The 12,511-nt window shown below is 67.4% G+C and carries 13 protein-coding genes; 11 read left to right on the forward strand and 2 right to left on the reverse strand.

The window, feature by feature from the left end; translation table 11 throughout:
• Nucleotides 1-75: 75 nt before the first annotated feature.
• Nucleotides 76-516, forward strand: coding sequence for a CoA-binding protein (locus tag QOZ99_RS01345; protein WP_306888076.1), 441 nt, complete (start codon nt 76-78; stop codon nt 514-516).
• Between the two features lie 93 nt (nt 517-609).
• On the opposite strand, the gene QOZ99_RS01350 is transcribed toward QOZ99_RS01345, so the two are convergent.
• The gene (locus QOZ99_RS01350; protein ID WP_306888077.1) at nt 610-1,194 is read right to left on the reverse strand and encodes a dual specificity protein phosphatase family protein; all 585 of its coding nucleotides are present in this window, start codon (nt 1,192-1,194) and stop codon (nt 610-612) included.
• A gap of 213 nt (nt 1,195-1,407) precedes the next feature.
• Between QOZ99_RS01350 and QOZ99_RS01355 the strand changes: the two genes are divergently transcribed.
• The 5 genes from QOZ99_RS01355 (at nt 1,408) to QOZ99_RS01375 (ending at nt 6,881) form a co-directional block, all read left to right on the forward strand.
• Nucleotides 1,408-2,709, forward strand: a complete 1,302-nt coding sequence (locus tag QOZ99_RS01355) for an O-acetylhomoserine aminocarboxypropyltransferase (RefSeq protein ID WP_306888078.1) — start codon at nt 1,408-1,410, stop codon at nt 2,707-2,709.
• A gap of 247 nt (nt 2,710-2,956) precedes the next feature.
• Nucleotides 2,957-3,118 carry a DUF1127 domain-containing protein gene (locus QOZ99_RS01360; RefSeq protein ID WP_183191029.1) on the forward strand — a complete coding sequence of 54 codons (162 nt, stop codon included), beginning with the start codon at nt 2,957-2,959 and terminating at the stop codon, nt 3,116-3,118.
• A 149-nt stretch (nt 3,119-3,267) separates the two neighbouring features.
• Nucleotides 3,268-4,701, forward strand: coding sequence for a methylenetetrahydrofolate--tRNA-(uracil(54)-C(5))-methyltransferase (FADH(2)-oxidizing) TrmFO (trmFO, locus tag QOZ99_RS01365; protein ID WP_306888079.1), 1,434 nt, complete (start codon nt 3,268-3,270; stop codon nt 4,699-4,701).
• Entirely contained in the window at nt 4,698-5,774 is a 1,077-nt protein-coding gene (locus QOZ99_RS01370) for an RIO1 family regulatory kinase/ATPase domain-containing protein (RefSeq protein WP_306888080.1), read from the forward strand. The genes trmFO and QOZ99_RS01370 overlap by 4 nt, the downstream gene beginning before the upstream one ends.
• A gap of 96 nt (nt 5,775-5,870) precedes the next feature.
• Nucleotides 5,871-6,881, forward strand: coding sequence for an NAD-dependent epimerase/dehydratase family protein (locus QOZ99_RS01375; RefSeq protein WP_306888082.1), 1,011 nt, complete (start codon nt 5,871-5,873; stop codon nt 6,879-6,881).
• 3 nt (nt 6,882-6,884) lie between these two features.
• Here the strand turns inward: QOZ99_RS01375 and QOZ99_RS01380 are convergent, their stop codons facing one another.
• Nucleotides 6,885-7,823: a LysR family transcriptional regulator gene (locus QOZ99_RS01380; protein WP_306888083.1), complete on the reverse strand. Its 939-nt coding sequence runs from the start codon at nt 7,821-7,823 to the stop codon at nt 6,885-6,887.
• 162 nt (nt 7,824-7,985) lie between these two features.
• On the opposite strand from QOZ99_RS01380, the gene QOZ99_RS01385 reads away from it, so the two are divergent.
• From QOZ99_RS01385 to speB (QOZ99_RS01405), 5 genes are all read left to right on the forward strand, one after another.
• The gene (locus QOZ99_RS01385) at nt 7,986-8,744 is read left to right on the forward strand and encodes an SDR family NAD(P)-dependent oxidoreductase (protein ID WP_306888084.1); all 759 of its coding nucleotides are present in this window, start codon (nt 7,986-7,988) and stop codon (nt 8,742-8,744) included.
• The gene (locus tag QOZ99_RS01390) at nt 8,738-9,490 is read left to right on the forward strand and encodes an SDR family NAD(P)-dependent oxidoreductase (RefSeq protein WP_306888085.1); all 753 of its coding nucleotides are present in this window, start codon (nt 8,738-8,740) and stop codon (nt 9,488-9,490) included. Before QOZ99_RS01385 ends, QOZ99_RS01390 begins: the two co-directional genes overlap by 7 nt.
• A gap of 26 nt (nt 9,491-9,516) precedes the next feature.
• On the forward strand, nt 9,517-10,293 hold the full coding sequence (locus QOZ99_RS01395) for a creatininase (RefSeq protein ID WP_306888086.1): 777 nt from the start codon (nt 9,517-9,519) through the stop codon (nt 10,291-10,293).
• Between the two features lie 189 nt (nt 10,294-10,482).
• Nucleotides 10,483-11,439 (forward strand): agmatinase, encoded by a 957-nt coding sequence (gene speB / locus QOZ99_RS01400; RefSeq protein ID WP_306888087.1) that lies wholly within the window; start codon nt 10,483-10,485, stop codon nt 11,437-11,439.
• On the forward strand, nt 11,439-12,395 hold the full coding sequence (gene speB, locus QOZ99_RS01405; RefSeq protein ID WP_306888088.1) for an agmatinase: 957 nt from the start codon (nt 11,439-11,441) through the stop codon (nt 12,393-12,395). Before speB (QOZ99_RS01400) ends, speB (QOZ99_RS01405) begins: the two co-directional genes overlap by 1 nt.
• Nucleotides 12,396-12,511 lie beyond the last annotated feature (116 nt).

Below are 12,511 nucleotides of genomic sequence, written 5' to 3' on the forward strand. Positions count from 1 at the left end.
GCGTCCGCCGCACCATATTGGCGGGAAGCTAGGGATACCGCACCTGCCCCGCGCGGGTGCCGCGAGGAGAATGGCATGGACCATGACGCCTATGACGACGCTTTTGTCGCGGACTGGCTGCAGCGTGTGCGCACCATCGCGGTGGTGGGCGCCAGCCCAAACCCCGCGCGGCCGAGCCATGGCGTCGCCCATTATCTCGCGCGGCACGGCTATGAGGTGTTTTTGGTCAATCCCGGTCAGGCGGGGCGCGAGGTGGACGGGCTGCGCTTCTACGCCACGCTCGCCGACCTGCCCAAGCCGATCGACATGGTCGACGTGTTCCGTGCGCCCGAGCACCTCGCCGCTTTGGTCGAGGAGGTTATCGCCCTCGCCCCGCGTCCCCGGCTGATCTGGACCCAGCTCGGCGTGCGTGACGACCGGGCGGCCGCGACGGCGGAGGCGGCGGGCGTCGCGGTGATCATGGATCGCTGCCCGGCCATCGAGATCCCGCGCCTGCGTCTGGCCAGTGTGGGGTGAGGGTGGGCCAAGGTTCGGGCAAGGCTTGCCCAAGGCTTGCGCGAGGTTCGGGCGAGGCTCTCGCACGCGTCCCCGCGCGGCCGGCCGGAAGGCTCAGCTGCGCGGGTAGCCCAGTTGCGGCTCCAGTCGCTCGAACGTCTCGTCCATGGCGTAATAGGGCATGAACGGCAGGCTGAAATGGCCGAAGCGCACGGAAAGCTGCGATTCGGCGGTCAGTTCGTCGGCCTTCTTGACCACGGCGAGATAGAGCGCGGAGGCGAGGCCGGTGCGGTCGGCACCCGAGCGACAGTGCACGAGAATCGGCCGTGGCACATCGGCCAGCGTGGCGAGATAGTCCTTCACCTGCTCGTCGGTCAGCTCGCGCCGCGCCGACCAGGCGAGGTTGACCAGCCGCACGCCGGCGGCGTCGGCGATCTTCGCCTCTTCCCTGTACCAGGCCGAATCCTCGGACGGGCCGCGCAGGTTGATGATGGTGCGAATCCCGCGTGTCGCGAGCACCTCGCGCAATTGCTCGGGCGGCAGCGTGGCGGAACGATAAAGCTCGCCGACGAGGACGGTATGCAGATTGCCGTTGCCATAGGCCCAGCCGGCATAACTGCCGACGATGAGAAAGCCGGTCAGGCCAAGGCCCATCACCCGCCGTACCCAGCGCCGCACGCGCCCACGCACTTCCGTCACTTGCCACGCCTCCCCGTCGGTCTACGGAAAGACGCATGGCAGGCGAAGCTGACAGCCAGCTTACAACGCCAGCGACAGGCTGACGCGGCGGCGGGCGCCAAACCACATTGTCGCTTTGCTGATAGAAACCAATCCCGGATCTATTGCGTTTTTTATCGAAGGGGCAACACTGGCGCCCGATGGCACCCAAGTGCCAACAGGAGGATGCCCGAGATGACCGACACCCCCGCTTCCGATCCCGCCTCGCCCGGCTTTGCCACGCTTTCCGTGCATGCCGGCGCCCAGCCGGACCCGACCACCAAGGCGCGCGCCACGCCGATCTACCAGACCACGTCCTTCGTGTTCGACGATGTCGACCACGCGGCGGCGCTGTTCGGCCTGAAGGCCTTCGGCAATATCTACACGCGCATCGGCAACCCGACCAATGCCGTGCTGGAGGAGCGCGTCGCCGCGCTGGAGGGCGGCACCGCCGCGCTCGCCGTGGCCTCGGGCCATGCCGCCCAATTGCTGGTCTTCCAGACGCTGCTGATGCCGGGCGACGAATTCGTGGCGGCGCGCAAGCTCTATGGCGGCTCCATCAACCAGTTCAACCACGCCTTCAAGAGTTTCGGCTGGAACGTGGTCTGGGCCGATTCGGACGATGTCGCCTCGTTTGAGCGGGCCATCTCGCCAAAGACCAAGGCGATCTTCGTCGAATCCATCGCCAATCCCGGCGGCATCATCACCGACATCGCCGCCGTCGCGAAGATAGCCAGGCGCGCGGGCGTGCCGCTGATCGTCGACAACACGCTGGCGACACCCTACCTCATCCGCCCATTCGAGCACGGCGCCGACATCATCGTCCATTCCGCGACCAAGTTCCTCGGCGGCCACGGCAATTCCATCGGCGGCATCATCGTGGACGGCGGCTCGTTCAACTGGCTGCGCGAGGGGCGCTATCCCTTCCTGTCGCAGCCGCGGCCGGAATATGAGGGGATCGTCATCGGCGAGACCTTCGGCAATTTCGCCTTCGCCATCGCCGCGCGCGTGCTCGGCCTGCGCGATCTCGGGCCGGCACTGTCGCCGTTCAACGCCTTTCTCATCCTCACCGGCATCGAGACGCTGCCGCTGCGCATCCAGAAGCACAGCGACAACGCGCTCGCGGTGGCGAAATTCCTGACCGACCACCCCAAGGTGGAATGGGTCAGCTATCCCGGCCTGGCGGGCGACCGTTATTACAATCTCGGCCAGCGCTACACGCCCAAGGGCGCGGGCGGCGTGTTCACCTTCGGGCTCAAGGGCGGCTTCGAGGCGGGCGTGGCGCTGGTCTCGCACGTCAAGCTGTTCTCGCATCTGGCCAATATCGGCGACACCCGCTCGCTCATCATCCACCCGGCCTCCACCACCCATCGCCAGCTTGCCGACGAGCAGAAGACCCTCGCCGGTGCCGGGCCGGACGTGGTGCGCCTGTCGGTCGGCATCGAGGACGCCGCCGACATCATCGCCGACCTGGAACAGGCGCTGCGGCACGCCTGAGCGCGCGGTGCATGCAAGGGGAACGGGACGGCATGGCGGCGCGCACGATTCCTTTCACACCGGTGCCCCGTGCCGATCGTGAATGAATTATGAGCCCGCCATGCAGGCATCGCAGGGCTGGGATGCGGTATAATTCCTACCAAATGGGCAGGGTGTCGATTATCTAGGCAACAAGCTGATTAACGGACGTGCAGCTGCCGGGGAGCCCGGAGGCCGCGTCCCGCTTCTGAACCTGATGGAGATTGACATGCTGCTCTGGGGCCTTGTTGCCAAGCAGATCCGCCGCTGGCAGGCGTACCGCCGCACGATCAACGAGCTTTCGCAGCTCGATGACCGCACCCTCGCCGACATCAATGTCGCCCGTGGTGAGATCACGAACGTTGCGCGTCGCGCGGCCGCTGCCGCCTGATCGACCGGTTTTCGGACCTCGCATCCGAGCGATCTTGTACAAGAACGGCCCCGGAATTTTCCGGGGCCGTTCTTTTTTGCCCACGTTCCGTGCTAAGGCCGCGCGTCGACGGCAAGAAGAAGGCGCCACGTGCGCGTAATCGATTGGTCATGAGCATCACGGACAAGCCCCCCGTTCACGTCATCGGCGGCGGCCTCGCCGGCTCCGAGGCGGCATGGCAGATCGCCCGCCGGGGCATCCGCGTCATCCTGCACGAGATGCGGCCCACCCGCGCCACCGATGCGCACAGGACGCAGGCACTGGCTGAATTGGTCTGCTCCAATTCGTTCCGCTCGGACGACGCCACCTCCAACGCGGTCGGCGTGCTGCATGCCGAGATGCGCCGGCTCGGCTCGCTCATCATGGCCTGCGCCGATCGTCACCAGCTGCCGGCCGGCGGTGCGCTGGCGGTGGACCGCGATGCCTTCGCCGCCGCCGTCACCGCTGCCCTGGAGCAGCACCCCGGCATCGCCATCGAACGCGGCGAAATCGACGGCCTGCCGCCGGACGCATGGGATTCGGTCATCATCGCCACCGGCCCGCTCACCTCCCCGGCCCTCGCCGAGGCCATCCGCGCCCGCACGGACGAGACGGCGCTGGCCTTCTTCGACGCCATCGCGCCCATCGTTCATTTCGATTCGATCGACATGAACATGTGCTGGTTCCAGTCGCGCTACGACAAGGCGGGCCCGGGCGGCACCGGCGCGGACTATATCAACTGCCCGATGGACAAGGCGCAGTACGATGCCTTCGTCGCCGCCCTCATCGCCAGCGACACCGTGCCGTTCCGTGATTTCGAAGCGGCGACGCCCTATTTCGACGGCTGCCTGCCCATCGAGGTCATGGCCGCGCGCGGGCCGGAGACGCTGCGCCACGGCCCGATGAAGCCAATGGGCCTGACCAATGCGCATAACCCGACGGTGAAGCCCCATGCCGTGGTGCAGCTGCGGCAGGACAATGCGCTCGGCACGCTGTTCAACATGGTCGGCTTCCAGACCAAGACCCGCCATTCCGAGCAGGTGCGCATCCTGCGCATGATCCCCGGGCTGGAAAACGCCGAATTCGCCCGGCTGGGCGGCCTCCACCGCAACACCTATCTCAACTCGCCCAAGCTGCTAGACGGCACGCTGCGGCTCAAGGTCGAGCCGCGGCTGCGCTTCGCCGGCCAGATCACCGGCTGTGAGGGCTATGTGGAAAGCGCGGCGATGGGCCTCATGGCCGGCCTGTTCGCCAGCGCCGAGCGCCTTGGAGACGAGCCCTCCGTGCCGCCGCCGACCACCGCCTTCGGCGCGCTGATCAACCACATCACCGGCGGGCATATCGAGACCGTCGAGGCCGGGCCCCGCTCCTTCCAGCCGATGAACATCAATTTCGGCCTGTTCCCCCCGCTGGAGGCCACCCCCACCCGCGATGCGGAGGGCAACCGGTTGCGCGGCACGCAGAAAACCGTGGCCAAGAAGCAGGTCATGGCGGCGCGGGCGCTGCGCGACCTCGATCAATGGGCGACCCTCCACGCCGATCCTTCGTGCGAGGCTGCCGCGTGACCCAGGCGCTTCCCGACGCCGCGCGCGGCACATTCGAACTCGACACCGTGCTCAAGCGCGACATCTTCTCGACCATCGAGCGCGGCCTGTGGCGCGATGAGGCCGGCAACGCCTTTCCCGCCGTGCGCCGGCGCTACACCGATGTGAAATGGTGGATAAAGCCGCTGGCGCGGCATTTCGCCCGCCGCGAGGCACGCGCCTTGCGCCGGGCGGAGGGCAGCGGCCACACGGTGCCGGTCTATGCGCTGGAAGAAGGCGCGCTGGTGCGTGGCTTCGTCGACGGCATTCCGCTGCAGATCGCCCGCCCCTATGGCGATGCCGCGTTTTTCCGCTCGGCGCGCGAGGGCCTGCGTGAGGTGCACCGCCGGCGCATCGCCCATAACGACCTCGCCAAGCCGCAGAACTGGCTCTATGCCGCCGACGGGCGGGCGGTGCTGATGGATTTCCAGCTCGCCTTCTGCTTCGAGCGCCGCTCGAAATTCTTCCGCGTCGCCGCCTATGAGGATATCCGCCACCTGCTCAAGCAGAAGCGCAGCTTCTGCCCGGAGGCGCTGACACCCATGGAAAAGCGCATCCTCGCCCGCAAGAGCCTGTTCACCCGCATCTGGATGGCGACCGGCAAGCAGGTGTATAACTTCGTCACCCGCCGCCTGCTCAACTACCACGATACCGAAGGGCGCGGCCCGCGCGCCATGGAGCAGGGCCCGCGCATCGCCGAGGCGCTCGGCGCGGCGCCGGGGGTGCGGGGCGTGCATATCGCCGATTTCCCCACCGCCGGCCACAGCTTCGGCCTCTACGCCTTCGTCGAGGCGACCGGCACCAGCGAGGAAACCCTGCGCGCGCATCTGGCCACCACCGTGCCCGATATCCTGCCGCCCGAGCACCTGCAGATCGTGCCGGCCCTGCCCCGCGATGAGGCCGGCGAGGTGCGTGACGACCTGCTGCGCCTCGTCGCGCTGAACCAGATCGACCAGCTTGAGCAATTGCCCCGCAGCGCCAGCGAGCAGGCGGCGATCGACGCCATCATCCGCGACCGCCGCAACCTGAGCGACCGGGTGCGGCGCGGCATCTGATGCATCCCGCGCCGCCTTGACACGCCCGACCCGCCCGAAATGATCGGCGGCGGGGGAATCGGGGCATCATCCGGCCGAAGCGTGCCTGGGAGACTTATGCGTTACCTCATCACCGGCACGGCAGGCTTCATCGGCTACCATCTGGCGCGGCGGCTGCTCGAAAACGGGCACGAGGTGGTCGGCTTCGACGGCATGACCGCCTATTACAATCTCAAGCTGAAAGAAGCCCGGCACGCCGCGCTGGCGCAGTTTCCCGCCTTCACGCCGCATATCGGCATGCTGGAGGACCGCGCCGCGCTGGCCCGCGCCACCACCGCCCGGCCCGACATCATCGTCCACCTCGCGGCCCAGGCGGGGGTGCGCTACAGCCTGGAAAATCCCAAGGCCTATCTCGATTCCAACCTTGTCGGCTCGTGGAACGTGCTGGAGCTGGCGCGGGAACTGGGCGTCCAGCATCTGCTGCTCGCCTCCACCTCCTCCATCTACGGCGCCAACCCGACCATCCCCTTCCATGAAACGGACCGGGCCGACGAGCCGCTGACCTTCTATGCCGCCAGCAAGAAGGGCATGGAGGCAATGGGCCATTCCTACGCCCATCTCTACCGGCTGCCGACGACGGCTTTCCGCTTCTTCACCGTGTATGGCCCCTGGGGTCGGCCGGACATGGCGCTGTTCAAGTTCGTCGCCGCCATGCTCGAGGACCGCGAGATCGAGATCTATGGCGAAGGGCGGATGAGCCGCGACTTCACCTATATTGACGACCTGATCGAAGCCATCATCCGCCTTGCCGCGCTGCCGCCCGACGAGACCAACCGGGTCGAAGCGCCGGCCGGCATCGACACGCTGTCGCATCAGGGGCCGTATCGCGTGGTCAATATTGGCGGTGGCCAGCCCGTGGGCCTGATCGATTTTGTCGAGACCATCGAGGCCGTGCTCGGCAAGCCGGCCCGGCGTCTCATGCTGCCCATGCAGAAGGGCGATGTGCCGCGCACCTTCGCCAGCCCGGACCTTCTCGTCGCGCTCACCGGCTATCGGCCGGCGACGCCGCTGGATGAGGGCGTACACGCCTTTGTCGACTGGTATCTCGACGCGCGCGCCTATCTCTGAGCGCTACAGTTCACCCGTTTCGGCAGGCGCGGGCTCTCTTGCGTCGGTGCGCGCCTGCGCCAGCAGTTCGCGCAGGAAGGCATCGACCAGCGGTTGCTCGCCCGACAACCGCCGGGTGGCGGCAAAATGGGGCGATTCGAACCCATAGCTCTCCGGCCGCAGCACGCGCATCTGCCCCCGCGCCGCCCAATCCTCGCCGATATGGCGCGGAAGGTAGCCGATGAAACGGCCGGACAGGATCATCATCACCTGCGCTTCCATCTGCACGATGGCGGCGCTGGCGCGCGGGTGGTTCACCCGGTAGAGGTCGTCGAGGTGGCGGTAGCGTCGCACCGAGAACAGCGCTTCCTCGATTCGCGCGTGGCTGATCGCCTCCGCCGGCAGCGCGAATAGCGGATGGCCGCGCCCGCAATAGAGCGCCTGCGGCTCGCGGTGCAGCGGCACATAGGTGATGCCCGGCACTTTCTGCGAGAACGGGCCGATCACCACGTCGCGCACGCCGTCCATCAGCGCCCGTTCCAGCACCAGCGGCGTGCCGAGTTCGAGGTCGACGAACACTTCCGAGGCATAGGCCATGTAGCGCGCCAGCGCGGTCTGCAGGCCGAGCCGCGGGTTCGTCACCACGCCATCGACAATGCCGACCCGGAGCCGCCCCACGAGGCGCTGCTGGTCGCGCCCGATGCGGCCGTGGAACGCGTCGATGTCCTCGAACAGCTGGAGCGCGGCGGCAAGAATCGCTTCGCCGAACGGCGTCAGGCGGAAGCCCGCCCGCCCGCGCTCGCATAATTGCCCGCCCAGCTTGCGCTCCAGCGCCGCGAGATGTGTGGAAAGCGTGGACTGGGAAAGATTGAGCGCGATCTGCGCATCCTGGAATCCGCCCTCCTGCGCCAGCACGACGAAGACGCGCAGCAGGCGCAGATCGATATTATCGAGCCGTCGCATGGGGTTCGGCTCCTTTCTACTCACATCGATTTATCTAAATGTAAGCTTCCACTAATTCCGATTTTTTCGGAAGTGAATTTGCGAGACCATGGCCTTGTCCTCGCACAGGAGCGCCCGCGTGCCCCTCCGTCATCCTGTCCGCACCCGGCGCGGGAGCGCCGCATGAGCCTCGATGGGCTTTCCGGGCGCACGGTGCTCGTCACCGGATCGAGCCGGGGAATCGGCCTCGGCATCGCCCGCGCCTTCGCCACCGCCGGCGCGGACCTGCACATGCTGGCCGATGATGCCGCCATCTTCGAGGTGGCCGGGCGGCTCGGCGCGCGCGGCCACTGCGCCGACATCACCTCCAGCGAAGCCGTGGGCGAGGTCGCCGCCGCGCTCCCCCATCTCCACGTGCTGGTGAACAATGCCGGGCTCGAACGGGTGACGCCGCTGGACGATGCGAGCGAGGCCAATGAGGCGACGTTCCGCCGCGTGCTTGATATCAACGTGGTCGGCACATTTCTCGTCACCCGCGCCCTGCTGCCTCGGATGGGCCATGGCGGGCGCATCATCAACACCGCCTCGGTGTGGTCGCGCGGGGCGGAAGCGCTGTTCGGCGCCTATGTCGCGTCCAAGCACGCGACCATCGGGCTGACAAAGACCTGGGCGAAGGAACTCGGCCCGCGCGGCATCACGGTGAACGCGGTGTGCCCGGGCTGGGTGCGCACGGAAGCCTCGCTGCGCTCGCTCCATGCCATGGCGGCGCGCACCGGCATGGAGCCGGAGGTTCTGCTGGAGGAGATCGTCGCCGCGCAGATCCTGCCCGGCTTCATGGAACCGGAAGACGTGGCCGGCACCTATCTGTTCCTGGCGTCCGACCTTGCCTCCAACATCACCGGCCAGAGCGTCGGTGTCGATCGCGGAGAATTCACATGGTAACGCCTCACAGGGAAGTTCCTCACCGGGAGCCGCCTCACAAGGATCTGCGGGTCGTCGTCACGGGTGCCGGGAGCGGCATCGGCCGGGCCACGGCGGATGCCCTGTTCGAGGCTGGAGCCAAGGTCATCGGCTTCGACCTGCGCCCGCCGGACCGCGCCAACTGGGCGACCATCATCACCAACGTGGCGGAGGAGGCCTCCGTCGTCGCCGGCATGGAGGCGGCCGTCGCCGAGCTGGGCGGGTTGGACGCCATCGTCAACTGCGCCGGGCTATTGATCGAAATGCCGCTCTCGGAATTCGATGTCGAGGCCTATGAGCGCATGGCGGCGGTGAATGTGCGCGGCCCCATCCTGATGGCGCGTGAGGCGTTGCGCCATTTCAACGGGCGCGGCGAGACGCGCGGGCGCATCGTGAACATCGCCTCCGAGCTGGCCTATCTCGGCCGCGCCGGCGCCTCCGGCTATTGCGCGACCAAGGGCGCGATCGTCTCGCTGACCCGCGCCTTCGCGCGCGAACTGGGTCCGCACATCCTGGTCAACGCCATCGCCCCCGGCCCGGTGGATACGCCGCTGCTCGGCTTTGGTGCGATGACCCCGGAGGCGCAGAAGCTGGAGACCGCCAACCCGCTCGGCCGGGTCGGCCGGCCGGAGGAGGTGGCGCAGGCGGTGCTGTTCCTGCTCAGCCGCGCAACCGGCTTCATTACCGGCCAGTGCATCAGCGTCGACGGCGGCGCGGCGATGCACTGAACCCACGGACATCAGAGGGAAAGACCATGGTCGACAGCCTGCGCCTGGACGAACTGAGCTGGCCGGAATTCGCGCGCAAGGTGGCGGCCGGCGCGCCCGTGCTGCTGCCGCTCGGCTCCACCGAGCAGCACGGCCCCCACCTGCCGCTCAATGTCGACGTCGTGCTGCCGACCGGCGTGTGCGAGCGCGTCGCCCGCGAGATCGGCGGCATCGTCGCGCCCACGCTCAATTACGGCTGCAAGTCGATGCCGCGCTCGGGCGGCGGCGAGGTGTTCCCCGGCACGCTGAGCCTCGACGCCCACACGTTCGCGCTGGTGCTGCGCGACGTGATCCGCAATCTGGGCCGGCAGGGCGTGCGCCGGCTGGTCATCGTCAACGGCCATTACGAGAATTGCTGGCCCTCGGTCGAGGGGCTGGACCTCGCCCTGCGCGAACTGCGCCGCGACGGCATCACCGACATGCAGGTGATGCGGCTGGAATACTGGGACTTCGCCACCCGCGCCACGCTCGACCAACTGTTCCCGGACGGCTTCCCCGGCATCGATCTCGAACATGCCAGCCTCTTGGAAACTTCGCTCATGCTGCTACTGCGGCCCGAGCTCGTGGAGATGGACAAGGTGCCGACCGACGGGCCGGCCACGTTCCCACCCTATGACCGGTTTCCCGTGCCCGACGATTTCGGCCTGCCGCCCTCCGGCGTGCTGGCGGTGGCGGTCGGCTCCACCTCGGAGAAGGGCGAATTGCTGATGGCGGATTACATCACCCGCATATCCGCCGCCATCGTCAAGGAATTCGGGCTGTGATCCGGTTTCCCGGACAAGCGGCGCGAAGCGCGGCGCCGATCCGGGATCCAGGAGACAATCCGCAAGCGTCCAAATTGTCTTTCGCCGCCTGCGGCGGAGTCCTGCGCTGGATCCCGGCTCGGCGCTCCGGCTTCGCCTCCGCTGGGCCGGGAAACGAGGACGACAGGGCCGTGCCCCAATGAGGTTTCCATGACGAAAAAATTCGAGCCGCTCGATTCCGGCACCATCCCGCGTTTTGCCGGCCTTCCCACCTTCATGCGGCTGCCGGTGGCCGAGCCGTCCGAAGTCGACATCGCCATACTCGGCGTGCCCTTCGACCTCGGCACCACAAACCGCGCCGGCACCCGCCACGGACCGCGCGAACTGCGCAACCAGTCCAGCCTGATGCGCCGCGTGCACCATGTCACCGGCCTCTCGCCCTATGACCGCGCGCGGGTGGCCGATTGCGGCGATGTCATCATCGACCCGTTCGATCTGATGCGCTCGCTCGATCTCATCAGCGCCCATTATGCCGGGGTGCGCGCGGCCGGGGCGCGGCCGCTGACGGCGGGTGGCGACCATCTCATCAGCCTGCCGATCCTGCGCGGGCTGGTGGAAGACGGCCCTGTCGGCCTCATTCAGTTCGACGCGCATTCAGATACTTACGACAGTTTCTTCAACGGAAGTCGTTACACCCACGGCACGCCGTTCCGCCGCGCCATCGAGGAAGGGCTGATCGACCCCACGCGCTTCGTCCAGATCGGCCTGCGCGGCGCCATCTCCGATGCCGGCAATTACGATTACGCCCGCGATGTCGGCGTGCGCATCATCTTCATCGAGGAACTGGTCGCGCGCGGCGTCGAGGACGTGATGGCGGAAGCGCGGGCCATCGTCGGCGACGCGCCCACCTATGTCACCTTCGACATTGACGGCATCGACCCCTCGCAGGCCCCCGGCACCGGCACGCCGGAGATCGGCGGCTTCTCCACCCGCGAGGCGCAGGCCATGGTGCGCCTGCTCGACGGGCTCGACATCATCGGCGCCGACCTCGTCGAAGTCGCCCCGCCCTTCGATCCATCCGGCCTCACCGCGCTGACCGGGGCCACCATCCTGTTCGAACTGCTCTGCGTGCTCGCCGGCACCGTCGAGCGGAAGGGAGCGCGCTGATGTCGCATGGTTATGAAGCGGGCCGGCTCGACCTGCCCTTCGTCGGCATCTGCACTTTCGGCAAATACCCGCTGCAACTGGACTGGAATGCCATTGACGCCGACGTCGCGGTGCTCGGCGCACCGTTCGACATGGGCACGCAGTGGCGCTCGGGCGCCCGCTCGGGTCCGCGCGCCATTCGCGAGGCTTCGACACTGTTTTCGTTCGGCCATTCCGGCGCCTATGACCACGAAGACGATATCACTTACCTTCCCGCCGGATCGACGCGCATCGTCGATATCGGCGATGCCGACATGGTCCACACGGACACGCTCACCAGCCACGCCAACATCGAATATGCCGTGCGCAAGGTCCTCGCTGCCGGCGCGCTCCCGGTGGTGCTGGGCGGCGATCATTCGATCAATATCCCCTGCATCGAGGCGTTCTCGGAACAGGAGCCGATCCACATCGTGCAGTTCGACGCGCATCTCGACTTTGTCGACGAGCGGCACGGCGTCACCCGCGGCCATGGCAACCCGCTGCGCCGCGCCGCCGAGAAGCCCTATGTCACCGGCCTCACCCAACTCGGCATCCGCAACGTCTCCTCCACCGCGCGCGAGGGCTATGAGGCGGCGCGGGCCATGGGTTCGGACATTCTGAGCGTGCGCCAGATCCGCAAGCTGGGCACCGAAGCGGTGCTGGCGCGCATCCCCGAGGGCAAGCGCTATTACGTGACGCTCGACATTGACGGTTTCGATCCCTCCATCGCCCCCGGCACCGGCACGCCGAGCCATGGCGGCTTCACCTATTACGAGGTGCTGGAACTGCTCGACGGGCTGGCCCGACGCGGCAGCGTGGTGGGGATCGACCTGGTGGAAGTGGCACGTGAATACGACCCTGCCGGCACGACCGCGATCCTCGCCGCGCAGATTCTGCTCAACTTCATCGGTCGCATCCTGCACCATCGGCACCCGTGATGGAGGCGACGAACCCACACGAACAGAGGGCGCGCAGACAAGGGCGATGCGCGAAACAGGCACACTGGACAATCCAGGCTGCATCCGCGAGGAGGCCGTGAGGAGGGAGCCGGGCA

Origin of the sequence: Ancylobacter amanitiformis, from assembly GCF_030814815.1 — a bacterium.
In the GTDB taxonomy this organism is placed as follows: domain Bacteria; phylum Pseudomonadota; class Alphaproteobacteria; order Rhizobiales; family Xanthobacteraceae; genus Ancylobacter; species Ancylobacter amanitiformis.

What these genes read in the sequence shown, in the direction of transcription:
- QOZ99_RS01345 (WP_306888076.1), top strand. Translation starts at nt 76, where the DNA reads ATGGACCATGACGCCTATGACGACGCTTTTGTCGCGGACTGGCTGCAG.
- QOZ99_RS01355 (WP_306888078.1), top strand. Translation starts at nt 1,408, where the DNA reads ATGACCGACACCCCCGCTTCCGATCCCGCCTCGCCCGGCTTTGCCACG.
- QOZ99_RS01360 (WP_183191029.1), top strand. Translation starts at nt 2,957, where the DNA reads ATGCTGCTCTGGGGCCTTGTTGCCAAGCAGATCCGCCGCTGGCAGGCG.
- trmFO (WP_306888079.1), top strand. Translation starts at nt 3,268, where the DNA reads ATGAGCATCACGGACAAGCCCCCCGTTCACGTCATCGGCGGCGGCCTC.
- QOZ99_RS01375 (WP_306888082.1), top strand. Translation starts at nt 5,871, where the DNA reads ATGCGTTACCTCATCACCGGCACGGCAGGCTTCATCGGCTACCATCTG.
- QOZ99_RS01380 (WP_306888083.1), bottom strand. Translation starts at nt 7,823, where the DNA reads ATGCGACGGCTCGATAATATCGATCTGCGCCTGCTGCGCGTCTTCGTC.
- QOZ99_RS01385 (WP_306888084.1), top strand. Translation starts at nt 7,986, where the DNA reads ATGAGCCTCGATGGGCTTTCCGGGCGCACGGTGCTCGTCACCGGATCG.
- QOZ99_RS01390 (WP_306888085.1), top strand. Translation starts at nt 8,738, where the DNA reads ATGGTAACGCCTCACAGGGAAGTTCCTCACCGGGAGCCGCCTCACAAG.
- QOZ99_RS01395 (WP_306888086.1), top strand. Translation starts at nt 9,517, where the DNA reads ATGGTCGACAGCCTGCGCCTGGACGAACTGAGCTGGCCGGAATTCGCG.
- speB (WP_306888087.1), top strand. Translation starts at nt 10,483, where the DNA reads ATGACGAAAAAATTCGAGCCGCTCGATTCCGGCACCATCCCGCGTTTT.
- speB (WP_306888088.1), top strand. Translation starts at nt 11,439, where the DNA reads ATGTCGCATGGTTATGAAGCGGGCCGGCTCGACCTGCCCTTCGTCGGC.